This window comes from Terriglobia bacterium (genome assembly GCA_032252755.1).
In the GTDB taxonomy this organism is placed as follows: domain Bacteria; phylum Acidobacteriota; class Terriglobia; order Terriglobales; family Acidobacteriaceae; genus JAVUPY01.
This window is the reverse complement of record JAVUPY010000043.1, coordinates 1-19,713: the sequence shown is the minus strand read 5'-3', so window position 1 is coordinate 19,713 and position 19,713 is coordinate 1. Positions and strand designations below refer to the sequence as shown.

The 19,713-nt window shown below is 54.2% G+C and carries 14 protein-coding genes; 5 read left to right on the top strand and 9 right to left on the bottom strand.

Annotated features, from left to right (window positions below; all coding sequences use genetic code 11):
- Positions 1-922 precede the first annotated feature (922 nt).
- Together ROO76_10060 and ROO76_10055 are read right to left on the bottom strand one after the other, a co-directional pair.
- Positions 923-2,518, bottom strand: a complete 1,596-nt coding sequence (locus ROO76_10060; protein MDT8068494.1) for a PAS domain S-box protein — start codon at positions 2,516-2,518, stop codon at positions 923-925.
- Between the two features lie 376 nt (positions 2,519-2,894).
- A complete protein-coding gene (locus ROO76_10055; GenBank protein ID MDT8068493.1) occupies positions 2,895-3,152 on the bottom strand; it encodes a helix-turn-helix transcriptional regulator in 258 nt (85 codons plus the stop codon).
- A gap of 544 nt (positions 3,153-3,696) precedes the next feature.
- Between ROO76_10055 and ROO76_10050 the strand changes: the two genes are divergently transcribed.
- The 4 genes from ROO76_10050 (at position 3,697) to ROO76_10035 (ending at position 11,331) form a co-directional block, all read left to right on the top strand.
- Positions 3,697-4,341: an RNA polymerase sigma factor gene (locus ROO76_10050; protein MDT8068492.1), complete on the top strand. Its 645-nt coding sequence runs from the start codon at positions 3,697-3,699 to the stop codon at positions 4,339-4,341.
- A 33-nt stretch (positions 4,342-4,374) separates the two neighbouring features.
- Complete coding sequence (locus tag ROO76_10045; GenBank protein ID MDT8068491.1) at positions 4,375-5,679, top strand: zf-HC2 domain-containing protein; 1,305 nt, start codon at positions 4,375-4,377, stop codon at positions 5,677-5,679.
- 122 nt (positions 5,680-5,801) lie between these two features.
- Entirely contained in the window at positions 5,802-9,041 is a 3,240-nt protein-coding gene (locus ROO76_10040; protein MDT8068490.1) for a TonB-dependent receptor, read from the top strand.
- A 25-nt stretch (positions 9,042-9,066) separates the two neighbouring features.
- Positions 9,067-11,331: a prolyl oligopeptidase family serine peptidase gene (locus tag ROO76_10035; GenBank protein MDT8068489.1), complete on the top strand. Its 2,265-nt coding sequence runs from the start codon at positions 9,067-9,069 to the stop codon at positions 11,329-11,331.
- A gap of 128 nt (positions 11,332-11,459) precedes the next feature.
- On the opposite strand, the gene ROO76_10030 is transcribed toward ROO76_10035, so the two are convergent.
- The 7 genes from ROO76_10030 to ROO76_10000 form a co-directional block, all read right to left on the bottom strand.
- A complete protein-coding gene (locus tag ROO76_10030; protein MDT8068488.1) occupies positions 11,460-11,609 on the bottom strand; it encodes a hypothetical protein in 150 nt (49 codons plus the stop codon).
- A gap of 95 nt (positions 11,610-11,704) precedes the next feature.
- Positions 11,705-11,854 (bottom strand): hypothetical protein, encoded by a 150-nt coding sequence (locus tag ROO76_10025; GenBank protein MDT8068487.1) that lies wholly within the window; start codon positions 11,852-11,854, stop codon positions 11,705-11,707.
- 20 nt (positions 11,855-11,874) lie between these two features.
- Entirely contained in the window at positions 11,875-13,806 is a 1,932-nt protein-coding gene (locus tag ROO76_10020) for an asparagine synthase-related protein (protein MDT8068486.1), read from the bottom strand.
- Between the two features lie 33 nt (positions 13,807-13,839).
- Positions 13,840-14,214: a lasso peptide biosynthesis B2 protein gene (locus tag ROO76_10015; GenBank protein MDT8068485.1), complete on the bottom strand. Its 375-nt coding sequence runs from the start codon at positions 14,212-14,214 to the stop codon at positions 13,840-13,842.
- 14 nt (positions 14,215-14,228) lie between these two features.
- Positions 14,229-16,268 carry a prolyl oligopeptidase family serine peptidase gene (locus tag ROO76_10010; protein MDT8068484.1) on the bottom strand — a complete coding sequence of 680 codons (2,040 nt, stop codon included), beginning with the start codon at positions 16,266-16,268 and terminating at the stop codon, positions 14,229-14,231.
- Complete coding sequence (locus tag ROO76_10005; protein MDT8068483.1) at positions 16,256-17,650, bottom strand: phosphotransferase; 1,395 nt, start codon at positions 17,648-17,650, stop codon at positions 16,256-16,258. The genes ROO76_10010 and ROO76_10005 overlap by 13 nt, the downstream gene beginning before the upstream one ends.
- A gap of 14 nt (positions 17,651-17,664) precedes the next feature.
- Complete coding sequence (locus ROO76_10000; protein ID MDT8068482.1) at positions 17,665-17,940, bottom strand: PqqD family protein; 276 nt, start codon at positions 17,938-17,940, stop codon at positions 17,665-17,667.
- Between the two features lie 889 nt (positions 17,941-18,829).
- Between ROO76_10000 and ROO76_09995 the strand changes: the two genes are divergently transcribed.
- Positions 18,830-19,564 (top strand): hypothetical protein, encoded by a 735-nt coding sequence (locus ROO76_09995; GenBank protein ID MDT8068481.1) that lies wholly within the window; start codon positions 18,830-18,832, stop codon positions 19,562-19,564.
- Positions 19,565-19,713 lie beyond the last annotated feature (149 nt).

Sequence of the window (19,713 nt, the reverse complement as noted above, 5' to 3'; positions counted from 1 at the left end):
CCCTCGAGCTTTTCTTCGGCAAAAACCATTGTCCCAGTCAGGAACCGTGGCCCACTTGTGCCAGGCACGATGCCAACGCGCACCTGTGCTCCAACGAATTTTCGGTGCGCTGATTGCAGTCTCGAATGAATCGCGTTGATCGTATCTTTCGTAGTTGAATACTGTTCCACTGGCATGATCTGTCGCCTACAGTCGTTCCACTCCTCCGCAAACCACGCAACTCGATTCCAGCTCAAGCAGCATGAGGCTGCAGGTTTTCACTTCCTCGTTCCGGGATGCAATTTAACGTAACACGGTAGCCAGAGCAGGAACAATAGGTTGCAACGCTGGGACGCAGGTCATGTTAGGGGGCGGTGAGCAATTGGGTCGCGAGAGGGATATTTGTGCGACCCACGTGTGACTGATGAACTTTGGCGAAGTGGCGACGCTCCGCACATATTTAGCGCTGCGGAAAATTCGAAACGCAATCGCCAGTGTCGGTTCAGCCTTTACTTGAGCACTTCAGTTGGCTGTAGATGTTCCGCCAATCGTCTATCTGCGGCAAGACACCGCCGTTTCCTTCCATTGCTTCATGGAGCACGCTGCAAACATTGAGCACGCTCGACACCACCGCCTTGTGCAATAAACCGGTCTCGGCAGCCAGTGAGTCGTAGCAGAAGTGACTCCACTTCCGCATCTGAGTACGTTGAAAAGACGACGCTTACTCGTTGCGCTTCTCGGATCTGCCCGATATTTTTCGTAGGTGTTGCGGAGGTCAATTGTTGCTTTTGTAGCCTCGAATAGCGTCTTAACCCAAGCAAGCACTTCCAACCACAGTTGTGGAGATGCCATAGCGAGGGTAGCTTACCATCTACGTCAAATCCACCTGCTTTTGAATTGGGCGACCCCAATTCTAATCGCAAATAAATAGAATCGGCCAAGCTCAATTGGTCTGACGCGGCTCGAATTGAGGCACATCTTCTGAAACGGCAAGGATGCATGATTGCCCGTCAAACTGAATTCTGTCCGCGGAATAGGCGGTGAGTTTGATTTCACCAGACTTGGTTCGAAGACGCGTGATCACGTTGCGAATCGGACCACCATGTTGGAGTTGCGTCGTCATTTGCTGGCGGTCTGAAGAATCTTCCCAAATCCTAAGCTCATGGACGGTATGGCCGATGACTTCTATGCGGGAGTAGCCATAGCGGCGCTCGAAAGCGGCATTCACATCAAGGAACCGGCCTTCGTTGAAAGTGGTGATGGAGAATGGGATGGGGCTTGAACGGAATACTTTCTGGAATTTATCTTCAGAAACTCTGCGACCCTCTTCCGATTGTTCAAGCGCTCTCTGAGTCTGACGAAGATCCTCCACACGCTTTTCGAGCTCTGCCCCATAGATCTCGGCGCACTCATAGAGGCGGGCATTTTGGATCGCTGCAGCAGCTGGGATCGCCAGCAATTGCGCCCGCCGGACATGTTCGCGGGTGAAGCTGTTTGGCTGGGAGTGACCAATCGACAGAAATCCCAGAATCCGTCGCGATGCGACCAGTGGGACACAGAGCCACGAGCGTATATCAGCCTGTCCCTTGAATGCCTGCCAGTCTTTTTCTTCCTGGGTGTCCGGGAGCAAAATGCTGTCTTGACTTGTCATGATGCGACCTAAGAGCGGAAAGTCGGCAGCATCGAGAGTCATAGGATAATTGGAAAGTTCCCTCCCCTTTTCTCGCGCTACGAAGATACGTGTATCGTCTTCCAGAAGTAGTACACGTGCGTATTCATACGGAATCAATTCCGCCAAGGACTGGAGCAAGGTGTCGAGAACGTAGTCCATGCGGAGATCTTGGGTGAGCGCCAGAGTCGCCTTGCGCAGTGCGTCCGCTTCTGCCCACGCGGATTCGGCCAACGTCAGGTTCTTAGCTACCTGTTCTTCTGCCTGATGCTGGGCAGTGATTTCTTGCGCAGTCCCGACGAGTCGACTAATTCTGCCGCCGGCATCGCGTACGGGAAAACCGCTTACCGAGACCCAACGGATTTCGCCACCGGCGCACACGATCCGGAATTTCTCACTGAACTGACCAGATTGGGTTGCTTCGTCCAGTCTCGCGAGCACTCGAACGCGGTCCTCAGGATGGATGAGGTCTTCGTACGAAGACGGGTTCTCTTGAGCGGACTGGCACGAATACCCAGTGATCGCTTCGTAAGCTTCGTTAACGTAAAGGGCTTTCTTGGTCTGTGCATCCATCATCCAGAAGACTTCCTGGATGTTATTCGCCATCTGTTGGAAGCGTTCGTCGCTTGCGACGTGCTGTTCACGCGCGCGGAGCAGGAATCTCGTATGGAAGAGGATCACAACGAAGAGAGCGGCTACCACCGCAATTAGCACGAGGGAAGCCAGTTCCAAGTGCTGCAGCTTGTTTCCAAAGAGCGTCAGGAGCAAAACGACTAAGACTGCGGAGAGAATGATCGAAAAGACTCGCCACCCTGGAAGGGATAGCCGTCTGGGAGAGGCTTCGCTGCTGAGAGAGTCAGCTCGCTGCATGGAGACACCACAAAAGGGTCCGTTGGCGGCAGATACTATCCGGCTGCTCCCGGTGCGTCAAGGCTCGTTCCCTGATTGTCCGGCAGGATCCCAACAACCTGTCCGGCTGAAGTTTACTCAGGTTCGGCCACTTCCACTCTGGCACCAGAATGCTGTTGGTTAACCAACAACATGTGAGCTGGATCACCGCATTAGGATCCCCTAGTCACTTAATTTAAGCCTTGTCCCAATACAGCACCACTCCCCCTGGCCGCGTGCAGTTCGCGGCCTTCTCTATTTTGTTTAGACCCGGGACTCGATTCCGATGATATGAGGGTGCTGCACTGCGTGTGAGAACTAAGGCCGACTTTCGGCCCCTTGGACAAACAATTCAGCGCTAAAGTGGGCCTTTTCGTTTTCTTCTGGCCGAAGAACTCGGACTAGCATCGAAGGTAAAGAAATAAGCAACTGGGACCCTTAAGCCTTTAGCCATGAGCGCCAGCTTTTCGAAAGAGGGCGCATTTCTTCCGCGCTCGATCAAGCTGAGAAAGTCAACTGACATCCCCACAGTTTCGGCGAACTCCTCTTGTGTCTTGCCAAGCTCCTCGCGGATATGCCGGACCCGCTGACCGAATTGCTTTCGCAGATTGCTCAATCTTCGACTTGCACCTGTCGCAAGTCTGGCGTAATCTCATTCCGTGTTCCACCGAATGAGATTACGGGTTCCCCCCTGGGACAACTGCCATGAAATGCTGATGGCGATGGTCGAAGCGATGAATTAAGGCTCAATCTGACGGTATTTCGGCCGAAAACGGGGTAGAGGCTCCGTCAAACATGAAAAGGTCTGAAACGGGGATGCGAAGTTGATCTGAGAATGCTTCGAGGTTTTCAAATGAAGGGGCATTGATTCCGCGTTCGATCAAACTCAAGAAATCCACCGAGATTCCGAGCAATTCCGAGAATTGCTCTTGACTCATTTTCCTGGTCAATCGGATTGTTTTAAGCCGATTACCGAATTTTTCGCGGAGACTCGACAAGTGAAGACCCATGTTCGAGGGCGAGTCTCGCTTACAGGTGTTCTTGTTACCACCGAATGAGATTACGGGTCGTCGAATCGTATCGACGGCATTTGCTAAGCCCCTTTGAGGGATTGGATTCTCGTGAGCTTGTCTGTCTCAGCCCGGTTATCTGGACTTACGATGTCCAAAACGAATGGACAGAGGGTCACTGTTTCCGAAGAACCTGCGGTAGCAGATTTCCAAGCTTCCGACGAAGTCTTGTTGGCTCATATCTGCGATGGTGACGACGAAGCTCTGACTCTCCTATTTCGCAGATATGCTCGTCTCGTGCGTGCAGTAGCTTATCGAGTCCTGCGAGACACCTCCGAGGCAGATGACCTGGTCCAAGACATATTCCTTCTGGTTCACCGCAAATGCACAACTTTCGACAGTGGCAAGAGCCCGGCACGATTCTGGATTCTCCAGATGACCTACCATCGCGCCATCTCCCGTCGACGGTATCTGGAATCTCGTTACTTCTATACCCAGGTCAATCTGGAGGACGCGTCGACGGAATTGCCAAACCCTAGTACGACAACCAGGGGATATGCGGACTCGATTGATGGCGTATTGGGAAATGGAGGCTTGGAGCGGATGTTTCAAGGACTCTCCGAGAACCAGCGCCAAACGTTGCAACTTCATTTCCTCGAAGGCTATTCGCTCGACGAGATCGCTACAGAGTTGGGCCAATCCCGGGGAAATGTGAAGCATCACTATTTCCGTGGTCTGGAGAAGCTGAGAAAACACATTTTTGGCAGTAAAATTCGGAGCGATTGCGCAGTATGATAGCAATCTACGTCTGTCCTAGGAGCCGGGGCGTTGTCTTACATCGAACCCCATGACGAGTTCCTCGAGCTCTGTGCTGTTGCAACCTCAGGCCAGCTAACTGACGAGGAACAGAAGAAGCTGCGGGAGCACCTCGCTGCCTGTTCGTCGTGTCGGGAAGCAATGCAACAGTACGAAGCCGTTGTTGAGCATGCGATTCCGGTTATTGCAGCAAAGGAAACGTCCGATCTTGGGGAGTCGGGTAGTGATTGGTCCTTGGATGAGGCAGAGGCTGCCCTTTTCGCTCGAATCGGGCGCGAAGAGAAATCGCCAAAGCAGGTGGGCGAGGACCGAGCGCAAACCAAGCGTCCTGGTGACACTCGTCGAGTTTTTCCTTTTGCTGGTACTGCGACCTGGCGCGGTGTATGGACTCTGTATGCCGCAGGAATTCTGCTCTCGGTTGCGCTCGGGATCTGCGCTTATCTGGTCGGCATACACCGTGGCGTAACTACTGCCCAGTTTGTACCTCCCTCTGCACACAAACCGGTTGCACTGGAAGAGCGGTTAAGTGATGCCGGCCATGATCGCGAAGTGGCGCGTGTCCAGATTGAACAACGAGATCGACAGATTGCGGCTCTCGGCCGGCAATTGGAACAACAGTCACTTGAGATGGGTCAGATGCGAGCGACGCAGGCCCGCCTTGCGCAGGATCTGAGTGCGGGAGACGCTGGCAAACAGGACCTCATTCAACAGCGGACCGAATTGGCGCAAAAGTTCGATGCGGCTCAGGCGAACGCTCAAGCCCTCCAGCGCAAACTTGATTCGCTCGCGCTGCAGTCGTCCCAAGACGTGACACGAGGAAAGGCGTTAGAGGCCAAGGTCAACGACCTAACGCAACAGCTGCATGAACGCGATGCTGCCATCGATCAGCAGCAGCAATTACTGGCGCACGACCGTGACATTCGTGAATTGATGGGTGCCCGTGATCTCTACATTGCCGAGGTCTATGACGTCGCCCGCACCGGCGTAACTCAGAAACCCTATGGCCGCGTCTTTTACACTAAGGGCAAGTCGCTGATCTTTTACGCCTACGATCTGGATCAAACGGGCTTGAAAAACGCCAGCACGTTTCAGGCTTGGGGCCGCCGTGGACCGGACCAGAAGCAAGCACTCAACCTCGGTATCTTTTATATAGACAGCGTCTCCAAGAAGCGCTGGGTCTTGAAGTTTGACGACCCCAAAGCGCTGGCGCAAATCGATGCTGTGTTTGTGACCGTGGAACCGAACGGCGGAAGCCATAAGCCCAGTGGCAAATCTCTCCTATTCGCTTATTTGAAAGTCGATCCAAACCATCCTTAGTCGCACTTCCTAGCACCCTCTCATTTCTTTTTCGTTCTAGAATCACGGCGTGGTACCACCACGCGTTTTCTTGCGTACTACGAAGCAACGTGCCCGAATCTGTCGGTCACAGGAGAATCGACGTGCGCCTGGGTCAAACTGTGTGTCTTGCTGCTGTCGCTTGCGTGGTATTCCTTGTCCTCCCCCTCTTTGCGCAATCCCCGAATGGGACCATTAATGGCATCGTCCTTGATCCCGTCGGCAGGGCCATTGCCGGCGCAGACATCGTAATTGTGAACGATGTCACTGCCGTGAAGTATTTCAGTAGGACAAATGGCGAAGGAATCTATGTTGTGCCGAACCTGCCCCCAGGTCCATATCGGCTGCAGGTTTCGAAGGTAGGATTCAAGACACTGATCAAGCCGGACATCGTTCTCAACGTTCAGGATGCCTTGTCGATCACTTTTACACTTCCGATCGGTGCTGTTTCGGAGGCTGTGACGGTAGAGGGCGGTGCTCCCCTGGTGAATACCGAGTCGGCAGCGGTGAGCACCGTCGTCGACCGTCAGTTCGCTGAGAACCTGCCTATGAGCGGTCGAAGCTTTCAATCACTGATCCAACTGACGCCCGGGGTGGTGCCGACCGCAAGCAACTCTCAGGATTCGGGCCAGTTCAGCATCAACGGACAGCGCGCAGCTTCCAATTACTGGATGGTGGATGGCGTGAGCGCAAACATTGGGATCGGAGCGAATTCCACTGGAAGTCCCGGCAATGGGCTGGGAGGTTCGCTCGGATCGTTCAGCGCTCTAGGCGGCACCAACAGCCTCGTTTCTGTTGATGCCATGCAGGAATTCCGTATCCAGACCTCCACGTATGCTCCCGAATTCGGCCGCACTCCAGGGGGACAGATCTCTATCGTTACACGTTCCGGCGCCAATCAATTTCACGGCACTGTGTTCGATTACTTCAGGAATGACATCCTGGACGCGAACAACTGGTTCGCCAACAGCGTCGGCCAACCGAAACCGCAGGAGCGTCAGAATGATTTCGGAGGAACATTCAGCGGGCCACTCTTGAAGGAAAAGACATTTTTCTTTTTCTCCTATGAGGGGCTTCGTCTGCGCCTTCCACAGACGACACTGACCAACGTCCCGGATCTCGCTGCCCGCCAAAACGCCATCCCGGTAATGCAGCCGTTCTTAAATGCATTTCCCATCGATCCCGGTCAGCCTGACAACCTGGCGACGGGTGTGGCCCAATTCAGTCGCAGCTACTCGAATCCCGCAACACTCGATGCCTATAGCATTCGAATCGATCACAAACTCAACGATAAGCTCAGCTTGTTTGGTCGATACAACTACTCGCCTTCCAGCATCATTCAGCGTGGGGCTGGAAACTCTTCGCTTAACACGCTGAACGCGACAGACCTTACTACACAAACCGCAACAGCGGGAGCCAGTTGGGCGATATCGTCCGCGCTGGTTAATGATTTAAGGTTTAACTACAGCAGGACAACTGCAGCGGGAAATTTTTCCCAAGATGATTTTGGAGGTGCCATACCCCTCTCAGACCTGCCAATTCCCGCTCCATTTAATTCCGATAACGCATTCTTTACTCTGGCGATATTCAACTTGGGTATAGGAAGCAACATTGATGTAGGCCAAATCACGCGGAACGCGCAGCGGCAAATAAATATCGTCGATAGTCTAGGTTTGCAGAAGGGTGCTCACAGCCTGAAATTCGGGATGGATTATCGTCGATTGTCACCGGAATTCGCCCCGCGACTGTATCAGCAATTCCCGGGCTTTCTGAACGTGCTTTCCGCAGAACAAGGGAATCTGTTTTTCAGTAGCACGTTCTCCAATCTCGGCGCCAGCTTCCTGTTTCGCAATCTCGGAATTTACGGCCAAGACACCTGGAGGATGAATCCGCGCCTGACACTCACCTACGGTCTTCGCTGGGACATGGACTTTGTCCCGCAATCGCTCAGCGGTCCTAGCTTTGCAGCAGTCACTGGTTTCAACCTCAACGATCTGTCGCAGTTGGCCCTGGCTCCAGCCGGGGCAACGCCTTACAAGACCACTTACGGCAACGTCGCACCGCGTGTTGGTGTTGCCTACCAGATTTTCCAGAACCAAAACTATCAGACGGTCTTGCGGGGAGGCTTTGGCGTTTTTTACGACCTCGCCAGCTCGGGAATGGGTAACCAGATATCCCTCGGAGCCTATCCGTTCGGTGCCACGAATGGTCCAATCTTTGGTGGCACGTACCCATTGACTCCTGCGGCGGCAGCCGCACCGGTGGTGACCCCGCCGAGTGCGACGAGCGGGAATCTGTTTGCAACGGATCCTGATCTCCAATTGCCATACACCCTCGAATGGAATGTCGCGCTGGAACAATCTCTAGGACAGCAACAAGCGTTCTCCGCGTCCTACATCGGTGCTGCTGGCCGACGGCTTTTGCAGTCACTCGCCGCACGAACGCCGTCCTTCTCTGCGGTGCAACTGATTACTAATGCCGGAACTTCCGACTACAGTGCGTTCCAAGCGCAATTCCATCGGCGATTGTCTCGTGGTCTGCAGGCACTGGTTTCCTACACCTGGTCGCACTCAATCGACACGGGTTCAGCAAGTTCAACCGCATTGGTGTCGAATGCTGTGATCCCAGGAGCTATCTCATCGAATCGGGCCTCCTCCGATTTTGACATCCGTCATGCGTTCACAGCAGGGATCACTTATGCCATTCCGGCTCCAAAAATCAATGCATTCACGACCGCAATTCTTGGCGGCTGGTCCGTCCAAAGCGTTATTCAAGCCAGATCTGCTCCGCCGGTAAACATCTCCGACCTCAATTTCTCCGGCCTCCCCCTCAACGGCGGCATTTTCGCAGACGTTCGGCCCGATCTCGTTCCAGGTCAGCCACTCTACTTGTACGGAGAGGAATGTGCGTTAGTGCATCAAGCAGCTGGCAATCTCGCACCGGGAGCCTCCTGCCCAGGCGGAATGGGATTCAATCCAAACGCGTTCACCGATCCACCCATCGATCCGGCTACAGGAAATCCTCGCCAAGGCAACGTGCCTAGGAATTTCTTGAGAGGCTTCGGAACGACGCAGTGGGATTTCGCCGTCCATCGCACATTTGCAATTCGCGATCCCCTCAAATTGGAGTTCCGCGCGGAGATGTTCAACGTGCTGAACCATCCCAATTTTGCGCCTCCCAGTGGAGGATGGCCTTTCGGCTTTGGCGTTTCAAGACAGACGCTGGGCCAGTACTTGAATGGGGGAAGCACCAATATCTCCAATGCAGGTGGCGGGGCGTTCAATCCTCTCTACCAAATCGGCGGTCCGCGCTCCATTCAATTGGCGTTGAAACTTCAATTCTGAAACACAACCAAGCATAGGTAATCCCATGGTGCGCAAGTATCTTTTGCTAGCGTTCATCTCATTGTGTGTGTGGCAAGGTCTTGCCTCGGCGGAGAAGCGGACTCTTACTGTCGTCGATGCGGTCAGCACGCGTCGCCTGGCAGGGGACGGGTTACATGGAGAAGTCGCAATTTCGCCGGATGGAGCCCAAATCGCCTACATCTTGAAGGCGCCGGACATTCGAAACAACACTAATAATTACGAATTGCTAATTAAGCGCCTCGGAGAGGACGCAAAAGCAGGTAATGGTCGCCTGCTACTCCGCGCGGATCGTTTGGCAGGTCTTCAATGGCTCGACAACAGCCGAGGCGTTCTAGTCATTGAAACCCAAGGAAGGTACCCAGCGGAACACGACAGGCTGATCCTGATCGATACGCGGTCGCGAGAACGGGAGGTGATCGAAAGCCCTACCAAGAGTATTCGTTCCTTCAGTGTAGATAAGGACGCCACTCGCATCGTATTTTGCGCGGCAGTGGGGAGGCTGAGCAATGTGGCAGAGCGCGACATTCAGAACCGGTACGGTTTCCGGGTGATTCCAGGCCAACCCATTCAGGACCCCGCACTCATCGACAATTGGCATCCTGATTCGTTCCTCTACTTGGCAGAGAAAAATGCTGGAGGCAGACGAAAACTGACGCGGCTTCGCGCCATTGCACCCTCGGGAGAAGCCCTGGAGCGATTCACGGGAGAAGTCACCAATCTTGCCCTTTCTCCCAATGGCAATTTCCTCCTGTTCAAATACACGACTCAGACATTACCAACTACATGGCAAGGCGGTTTCTATGCCACACAACAACAATCCTCGGCGTTTCCCATGCCTCTCTGGGGTCTACTGAATATCAACGACCGTCGTTTCGAATTGGGATTCGATGCTCCCGCATTTAGCTACATCTCGCCTGTGTGGTCCAGCGATAGCAAGTCTTTCGCGCTCAGCGCCTTGCCTCCCGAAGGTACTTCATTAGAGAGGGAGGACCTTCGAGATGGATTTTCAGATCTCAAGTGGCAATGGGAGTCGTTTCTTCACTTATTCGTGGTGGACGTAAGGACGCGTGCTGTATCGGAGACGCTTCACCGATTCAAAGGCCGCGCAGGCAGCAATATCGGTTGGGGCAGAACAAACAACGCCCTGTTAGTCACACTGGAGACCGGAGAGCTCATTCGTTTGGAGCGAACCTCCGTTACATGGATACAGACGCGCCGTGCGGAATTGTTTACCGACCCGTCCGTGCGCATTCAAGGTATTACAAGGAGCGGAAGATTCGCGATCGGCCTCCGGGAAGATATATCGATGCCGCCGAACCTAGTCGTCGGCGACCTAATTAGCGATCGAACTCATGTCATAACGGACTGGAATCCCGAATATGAAAACTTCGCGCTTGGTGAAATAGAGAAAATCAGTTGGGTCAACAAATATGGAGTCAAGTGCTCGGGATACCTGATCAAGCCTGTGGGATATACGTCGGCGAAGAAATATCCTCTAGTCGTCATGAACCGGGCAAGAGAATCGTTCTTTGTTTCCGATGGGTCCTACACGACAGCCTTCCCACCCCAGGTATTGGCAGGACATGGTTTTGCGGTTCTGATGACTGAGTACTTCTTCGACGTAAAGGAGCTGCCACAAGGCTTCCCTGGCGGATTGGCGGAAGCTTACAACTGGATGGCAATGGTCGAGAGCGGCATCGATACTTTGGTTAGTCGGGGAATCGTCGACAGAGCCAGGGTTGGGCTTATCGGATTCAGCAGGACAAGTTGGAAAACCGATTTCATGCTGACCCATTCGGATTTTCAGTTTGCGGCGGTATCGTCCGCCGACGGTGGTATCTACAATTACGGAAGCTATTGGTTCCACAACCACAGTGGTGTGATGAACGACGCCGAAAGCGTCATGGGGGGCCCGCCTTATGGCAAGACACTGGACAACTGGTTGAAGTATGCCCCTGCCTTCAATGCCTCAAATGTCCGTTGTCCCCTGCTGATGGAGTACACGGGGCACGGCCACCTGCCATACGGTCCGATCGGCGCGTTTGAATTCTTTACGGCCCTCTATCGTCAGGACAAGCCCGTGGAACTGTACTTCTATCCGCTCGGTGACCATCCACTCGACACACCCTTAGAACGCGTTGCATCGTTACAGCGAAACGTGGATTGGTTCCGCTTCTGGATTCAGAGTTACGAGGGACAATCACCGTCGTATGACCCTGATCAATTTCAACGCTGGCGTGAACTACGCAAAACAGAAGCGGCAGAATGAAAAGGTCTCGTATTTGGCCCCTGCTTTACCCTAGTCTTTCCGATTTTCCGAGGCGTTTTCTTCATCCTCGCAAACGTAGCGGTTAAGAAGTTGCCCGGGCGCTTGCAAGCAAACGCCCGGGCTCTCGCCTATTCGTCCGCTTCATAGGCTCCGTTGGTGGGACGGAGGTCCGTCGTCGACCCCGTACTGTCGGGAACCGAGTACATTCCTTTCGCCTGGGCCTGAATGGCATTCAGAGCCTGACCGGCCAGAACGATTTCTGGTTTCGAGTACTTCATTGTCTTTACCTCCTTTCTATGAGCATCATCCGTGAGTCTGGTGAGGAGCGAGGAATATAGGGCGCTTCTCCTGGAAGCGCCCTACGCGTTGTGGACTATTCGTCCGCTTCGTATGCTCCGTTGGTTGGACGAAGGTCGGTAGTGGAACCGGTGTTATCCGGAATCTGGAAGGAACCCTTCACGTGAGCCTGGATGACATGAAGAGCCGATCCGCTCAGGACAAGTTGTGGTTTTGTGTACTTCATGATTTTTCGTCTCCTTTTGTTTATTTGTTCTCAGCTGAGATTGTGGCCGGCTGGGGATCTTTGAGAGATCCCGCGAACTGCTGGGTGCTACCGGCAAGAATTCTGTGTCCGCTCACATGCTTGAGCCATGCCTCGACGCTAAAGGCACGCATTAAGAGAACCGTGGCAACCTCCGCGCCGGTTCGGGCTCTTTCTAATTCTCGCGAAAACCGATTTGGCTCAACGATCCCCCGTTCGGCGAGGAGCATGCGCTGACTCATCTCAAGAACTCTGGGCCAATCGAGTGAGATCGAATTCAGTGGCGCCCTCGAGACAAAGGCTTTCCTCCGGTTCAGGATTTCATCTGGGACGATGCTGGCCAGGGCACGTCGCATCAGGGAGCGGCGCTGATGGGGACGAACCAGTTGCTCTCGCGGGACCGAAAAAAGGAACTCCAGCAGGTCGCGGTCGAGATATGGATACCGCATCTCGTAGAGAGGCATTGACGTCAGTGGAGAACAGCCAAGCTGTCGTCGCAGCAAATCCAGAGTACTAACGCCCTCCTGCAAACTGGGCAACGTGCCGAGCAGTTTGAGCCGGTGCTCATAACCCTGCAGACTCTTTCGATTTCTGCGGACGAACCCCGTGTGCAGCCATTCCGCGGGCCTCTTATCTTTTGGTACACCGACGAGTGGGAGTGGCAGGAATCCCCGAATGGCGTCGAAGAGTAAATGAACCCATGGTTTTCTCTTTGTCAGCGCCCACAGTTTCAATTGACGAGCGAGTTCTTGAAGCTGCATTCTTGCAATGAGATCTTGAAGTTCGGGTGTAGGGGTTGGAACTCCGCCCGTGACTTCGTCCCCTCCGATCCCAGAGAGGACCACTCTGTTTCCGTTTGAGGTAAGGCACGCGCTGAACTCGTTTGCGGCTTGGTTTGGAAAGTAACCAGCGCTCGGAGTCGCCGCAAAGCGATCTGGTGCGAATTCCACGAGGAAAGATCGCTGCGAAACCACATTGATGTGACAACCGCTACGACCGCGCTTTTCTTCCAACCCGGTGAAATAGGGGCGCTCATTCCAGTCTGGTTCGGAATCGTTGTAATAGGAAACAGTATCGAGGCGCTGTGTTTCGGCGGCTCCATGCGTAATCAGGTTGTCTGCCATACATACGATGGAAGATGAATCGATGCCACCACTAAGCTCCGCCAGTACTGGCGTGTTCGAGCGAAGTTTGCGGCGCACAGCTTGGGCAAAAACAGCGAAGAAGTGGTCTTCGTATTCCCCATCCGAACGGTAGCGAATCGTTCTTGCAGGATCGAAGTCCCAGTACCTGACCGTTCTCCGTGTTTGCTTTCCCAATTGGACGAAGCAGGATGGAGGAACCGATTGAATCCCGATATACGGGGTCAGTTCAACCGCAGGAAAGAATGACAGCCACCCAGCGATGTATTCTTGGTTTAGCTCAAAAGAATGACCTGCAACCAAAACCAGTGGATCCAGTATCGAGCTCCACAAGATTTGATCTCGCTCGACCGAATAGTAGAGATGCTGAGTTCCAATAGAATCCTTAGCCAGTATCAGGGAACAGTTTTTCGGGTCCCATCTCGACAGAGCCCAATCACCGACCAGTTTAGGGAAAGCCTCAGTCCCCCATCTCTCGTAGGCCACCGCGACAATGTCGATATCCGCTCTCTGTGTGCGAGCTTCACTTCCAAGCAAATCGAGGAGTTCATTGCGGTTGTCGAGTCGACCAGTCCAGGTAATAACCGCTCCGGATCGCGTGATATGGGGTTGTACTTCGTCACGAGATTCCTTGGTGGTATGGAATCCTCGATAGAGGATTGCGGCACCGTTTTGGCAAAGCGAGCCTTCGGTGTCCGGGCCGTACGGAGCCAAGATCGGTCGGACCCGATCAAACTCGTGAGAATCCGCCGGCTTCCCATCAAAACTGCACTTTCCGAATTGGACACTCATGACATCCCGCCTGATTTCTGCGATTGCTGCCCGCTAACATCTGTCGAGTACGGCGTACCTTTCTCGGACGTAGGGCTTGTCATTAACCACGCAGCCATCGAGCTCCACCCAAGCATGCGATCGGAATGGCATCTGCTGCGCCCCGATTACCAACTCAGCGGACACGCCGTGACTCCTCAATAAGCACGCAGTCGCCGCCGACCGTTGCAGGCATAGCACCTCTTTCCAATACCAAATGCATGCCATATCGATCGCAGAACAGACGCCCTCAACAGCGTCGAACGCTGCGGGCTGTCTCGCAACGCCGTGGTTGCGAACCTTCTGGTAGAGTGCCGCGAAGTCGCCCTGGGCAAGATAAAGATCGAAATGGATGAGCTTCCAGTACGCCTGCAGGGTAAGGAAACGCATGGCAAAGCCTCCACTCATATCGCTATCTCCAATTGGTCGCAGAGGAACGCCATTCGGTCAGTGAGACCTTCGACGCGCTCGCTCAGTGGAAGCACCGGGGAGTGTCCCCGGAATGGGCAGTAGTCAAGAATGATTGGGTATTCAGAACTATTGGAAGCCTGCAGCCGCGCCGTCATCTTGCGGGCGTGGAGAGGATTACAGTTCTGGTCCCTATCACCGGAGACGAACATCGTTGCCGGGTAGGCAGTGCCATGGCGCACGCAATGGTACGGCGAGTAGTTCATCAGTGCGGCGAAGTCTTCCGGATCTTCCGCGGTTCCAAACTCCTCTTTCCAAACATGCGCGTTGTCGAATAGGTGATAGCGAACCATGTCCAGCATCGGAACTATGCAGAGAACAGCGCGGAACAAATCGGGCCGTTGTGTCATTGCCGCGCCGACCAACAGACCCGAGTTTGAACCGCCGAAGATAGCGAGCCGGTCATGTTCGGTTTTTCCCGATTCGATCAGCCACTCCGCCGCACAAGCAAAGTCATCAAACGCGACCTGCCGCTTCCGCCGCTTGGCAGCGTTATGCCATTCGGCTCCGAATTCCGATCCACCGCGGATGTTGGGAAGTGCGAACAAGCACCCGCGCTCTATCAGAAATGCAACGAACACGCTGAACTGGGGCGTCATTGCAACGCCGTAGCCGCCGTAGGAAGTCATGATTGTGGGGTGTGTTCCGGTCTCAAGAATCTCGCGCCGCCCCACCAGGAACATCGGAATCCGCGCTCCGTCCTTTGCTTTGACCCAGACCTGTTCGTGGTCGTAGTTCTGCGACTCGAATGGAATCTGGCGTTCTGCCCAGACCTTCGGTTCGGTATCACGGGTCGAATAGCGCCAAATCTGTATCGGCTTGGTGAACGATTCCCGTTCCAAGAGCAATTCGTCTGCATCGGGCGAACCGCAGATGAGACGAACTGTTTCATCTTTCTCGATTGGGAATCGGCCAAGTTTTCTGCCGTCGAGATCGAAAATGTCGATCTCGGTTTGTGTGCCTCGGACATACGAAACGAAGATCTCGTTTCGCGTCACAGCCCAGCTCTGAATTCGGGGATCCCTATTCGGGACCAGATCGACGAACTGACCTGCGAGCCCTTCCCTCCGTCGAATCTCCACAATGCGGAAATTGGGAGCATCGCAATCCGTTATGGCGAGGATGCGGCCGCCGTCGAGCAGGACTGGCCCAAGTTTGTATTCCGCATTTTCGATGAGGAGCTGCGCTGGATCTTTGCTTTCGAATGGCCAGAGATAAAAGTCTGTATATGTCCTCTCGAGGAGCCGGTAGACAAGAAACCCAAGCTGCTCTTTCCCGGGAAGGATATGTAAGCGAATGTTTGGGCCCTTTCCGGCAAAGAAGATCTGCTGATCGTCGCTGAACTCTGTCCCTAGAACGTGGCGGTAGGCTGCCCGCTGGCACCCTCCAGTGCCGTTGGCGCACTCATGCACGTAGTAGAAACTCCGGCAATCGGGAGCGAAGACGAAGCTGCGCAGATAACCGCGTGGCAGGGCGTCGGGAAGTGTTATTCGCAGTTCGATATCCAGAATTTCGAAGGTTCCAGTCCTTTCCCCGCCCTCTTTGATTTCGTACAGAAGCAGTCGGCCATCGGGTGACACGCGCAACGGCTTTACGGCCGTGTACTTCCCTGTGCCACGGTCTGCGGGATCAAGCAGTAATTCATCCCGTCCGTCCTGACCTTCGCGCAGAAAAATGGAGGGCTGCTCTTGGCCGGGAAGACGTTTTCGGAAGATGTACCTGCTCCCGCTCCTTTGAATGGAATCATAGGTCTCGAGATCGAGGAGTTCGCGTATGCGCCCCCGGATCCGATGCCGGCCGGCAATCCCATCGAGATATGAACGCGCGTAACGGGTTTGCGCGTCAATCCAGGCACGAGTCTGCAGTGACTCCTGGTCCTCTAGCCAACGATAGGGATCGGTGATAGGAACACCGTGCAGTATCTCAGTCACATTATCCTTCAGAGACTGAGGTGGAGGTTCTATCAGGCTTTGCATTGGGATCTCCGAGAGACAAGACGGTCCGATTCGCGCTTCAGACGGCGAGTTAGGCTGCGCAGATATCTGGCGGTAGCGGGTTGCAGAAGCTTCTCTGGGTCGGACCACACCTCGTTTCCGACCGCATATGCAAAGACAGCGAGCATGGGCGCAAGAGCCAGTGCGTTGCTGATGACATCATCGGGGAGCAGTGCCCGCCATGGTTCGGCATACGCCGCGACGAGTTGAGATTCGAGCGCTGCATTCGCACCGTTCGAGCGCCGGAAGTGCTCCCGCAGGTATTCGAAGCTGAAGAACGGATGTCCAACGTAGGCCTCAGCCCAGTCCAGGAATTTGCAGCCGCTTGGCGAAACGATGACGTTGCCGGGATTGAGGTCGAGGTGACCCAACGTATTCAACTGCGCAAGCTGGGAAATTCCGTCATGAACATGCTCGGCCAGCAGCACCAGTTCTTGCTTGGCTAGAACGACTGGGGGAACCTTGCTCTGCTCCTTCATGAGTTGAGCTATTACTTCGAGGAACGGTTCGAGAATGTTCGACAAAGTGGATGCTTGGAGGTTCCGTGCGCCAGCACTCAATAGCTGGGTCTCCTTTCCCATGGAGTCGATCTGTAGATCGGCCAGAGCGGCGGCGGCAGCCTTCCACGCTTCCATGTCCCGACTTTCTTCGAGGTTGCTGCCCTTGATCTCCAAGTTCAGCCATGCATTCCACTCCGGCTGTGTGGCGAGAATCGGTGGAACATATTTCGGGAGGAGTTGTGCCAACGCAGCAGTAATGGCGAATTCTCGAACATTCGGCGCGCCCACGGCTTTAAACCAGATGGCGGGACCGTCGGTTTCCAGCCGGATCAAGCTGAAGCAGGGGCTCGCATTGAACTGCGAAAAGCTGCTTTTGAGCTGCAGCCCGAGTGGCCCGATCACCTCCTCGACCCACGAGCGCACTTCTTGAAACCATCCGGGTCTGGCAAAAGGACCCGGCGCTGGTCCGTGGGCGTACGATTCCCATTCCGCAAGGCACTGCTGGACCGCCATGTAGTCGGCGGAATCTGCAAATAAGGGCTCCGACAGCGACGAAACGGGCACCCACTGTGTCCGAGTGTCGTACTTCTCCGCGCGCCCGTAGCATTCCATGACCTGGTAATGGATTCCGTTCGAGTGCTCGGGAGGAAGAGCGACGGTTGGAGCGAATAAGCAAAGGGCTTCGTAGCCCCACTCCTTCTTCATGGCCGCGGTGAGGCTTTCTGCCACTCGTTGCCACCGCGGTACCGCGACCGAGGGAAGCAACAGCCCCTTATCAGCCGATACGAGAAGGAGGTCCGTCGCATCCTTGTTGCATACAACGACGCGATACGTCTCGTGCTCGGATTGTTGGGTGAACGCCACGCTCCGCACCCCGGTTAGGCGGTTTCGCCCGCCTGCTGCTCTTCAATCAACTTGTGGTTCTTCAGTGCTTCGAGGAACTCCCGCAGGTCGCTTTCGGCAACATCGCGGCTGACGTCGAACTCACCGCTGATGCGGCCCACAATCTCGGATTCGGAGCTTCCATTCTTCAGAAGCTCCAGGATTCTTGATCCAGCCAGGTTGAGGTTAAACATCTGTCCCTGTCGTACATCCAGAACAATCGCGCCATCCTGGCTATGGACGGTGCGGACGGTGTCGGAAATTTTGTGCATTGGGCACGCCCCACGGCGCCGGTCATTGTGGAAGACCGGATGTGCGTGCAATGTGCCACCTTGTTCGCGTGAACACCACTCAATGTGCGAAATGTTCGATAAAGGAACAGCGAAGCAGAAACACGGTTGCGGCTCAACGAGATGGAGCACGCATTCCTCAGGTTGAGAGAATGCAAGGTGTTCACCTTTCGGCCCAATCTCATGCGCAGGACCAGCTCTGACGGAAGAGTCGCTCACAAGGACGCGCTCCTATGAAGTATTCGGCTTATTCAAGACACGGTTAATGCGATCGTTTTCTTGTCCATAGTTAGTGCTCGCATCAAAATGGCGTGGTGGAAACGGTGAATTTCAGCACGGCTTCAGGTGAAAAGCACAGGTCGAATGTTTTTGTTACGAAAACAGAACCCGTTGAACCTATGAGCGCAACAGACGACACAGGATTAGAACGGTGTACGCCTTAATACACCAGAGTCGACTGGACAACATGTACTCGCAATGCCACACTTGCTCGTCTCCCAAAAACTCACGCTCTAGGATTCTCTAGTGCGACTTGGCGTTCTGCGTTCATGAATCTCTGGATACAACAACACGAATCGCCCCTGTCAGATCGCAGATTCAGAAACACCAGCCGATATTTGTCGTTCTCTACAGCATTGGAATAAACATGTTGCCGAAATAGGAAGCAATCGCCGGAGGTAAGTTCGACCAAGAACGGATAAGGCAATACGGGCGAACTGTGTTGATGGTCACACCGCAACCTGCTGCCTGGCAGTACACCGATGATGTGTGGCGACGTTACTCAGAAACGTTACGGAACAGGTGCAGTTTAATTGTGAACTAAGATCGTATGTCGATTCGACTGGCGAGTCGATCAGCCAACAGGAGTCGCTTGATGCTGCTCGACCTAATAGCAGGCTGGCAAGAAAAGGCAAAGATCATTGCTCCTCCCGAAGGCTCTCAAATCCTTCCGGCGCGTGGTGGTCTACCCGGCCCGGCATTCTTTCCCGAGGGGTTTGGTCTACAGAACCCGGCTCGTAACGCCCCGTGGCCGGAGATGATGGCTATTGGTCACAATTTCGGATGTGAAAACTACCGCAACGAGATCGACACCACTGGCAGAGAGGATAACAAGGCTACTTGGCGCAACTTACGGCGATTGCTGGCCGACGCCGAACAATCCATCGAGTCCTGCTATATGACGAACTGGTTCGTCGGACTCCAACCCGGCGACCGACAGGTGGGCGAATTTCTTGAGGAGCCGAACTCCGATTATGAATCGGAGTGCAACCAACTTCTTCTTGAGCAGATCAGAACTTTAAAGCCGCATGTAATCCTCTTGCTCGGGCTGTCAGTCGTTGGTCGGACATCTCGAATCATGCCAGCATTGGAAGCGTGGGCTGATGCCCCGAACTGGACCGCGGTCGATATGAGCGACATCGGCTCCTTTGCTTACGGCGTGGACGTGCCCGGTGCTGGTGTTCGTTCGAACGTTGTTGCTCTCCTACACCCGTCGTTTGCACCGGCGAACCAGCGACACCGCAGGACTGTGTTCCCCGTCGAGAAACCAGAGGTCGAGATGATAAAGTGTGCGACGACAAAGATCAGTGGAGTCGTCAGGCAGTGAGGAGCGGCGTACCTATGATTGAGTCAAGTGCTCTTTACAAGTCTCTGATTCTTCTTTGTGTCACGAGTCTGTAGTTTTCTACTTTGAAGATGACTTTGGTTTTGGGGTGCAAGCCTTCTTTTTGTTTCTTCGACCGCGGGGGTTTGTTT

Coding starts and splice junctions, on each gene's coding strand:
- ROO76_10060 (MDT8068494.1), bottom strand. CDS start 2,518: ATGCAGCGAGCTGACTCTCTCAGCAGCGAAGCCTCTCCCAGACGGCTA.
- ROO76_10050 (MDT8068492.1), top strand. CDS start 3,697: ATGTCCAAAACGAATGGACAGAGGGTCACTGTTTCCGAAGAACCTGCG.
- ROO76_10035 (MDT8068489.1), top strand. CDS start 9,067: ATGGTGCGCAAGTATCTTTTGCTAGCGTTCATCTCATTGTGTGTGTGG.
- ROO76_10030 (MDT8068488.1), bottom strand. CDS start 11,609: ATGAAGTACTCGAAACCAGAAATCGTTCTGGCCGGTCAGGCTCTGAAT.
- ROO76_10025 (MDT8068487.1), bottom strand. CDS start 11,854: ATGAAGTACACAAAACCACAACTTGTCCTGAGCGGATCGGCTCTTCAT.
- ROO76_10020 (MDT8068486.1), bottom strand. CDS start 13,806: ATGAGTGTCCAATTCGGAAAGTGCAGTTTTGATGGGAAGCCGGCGGAT.
- ROO76_10015 (MDT8068485.1), bottom strand. CDS start 14,214: ATGCGTTTCCTTACCCTGCAGGCGTACTGGAAGCTCATCCATTTCGAT.
- ROO76_10010 (MDT8068484.1), bottom strand. CDS start 16,268: ATGCAAAGCCTGATAGAACCTCCACCTCAGTCTCTGAAGGATAATGTG.
- ROO76_10000 (MDT8068482.1), bottom strand. CDS start 17,940: ATGCACAAAATTTCCGACACCGTCCGCACCGTCCATAGCCAGGATGGC.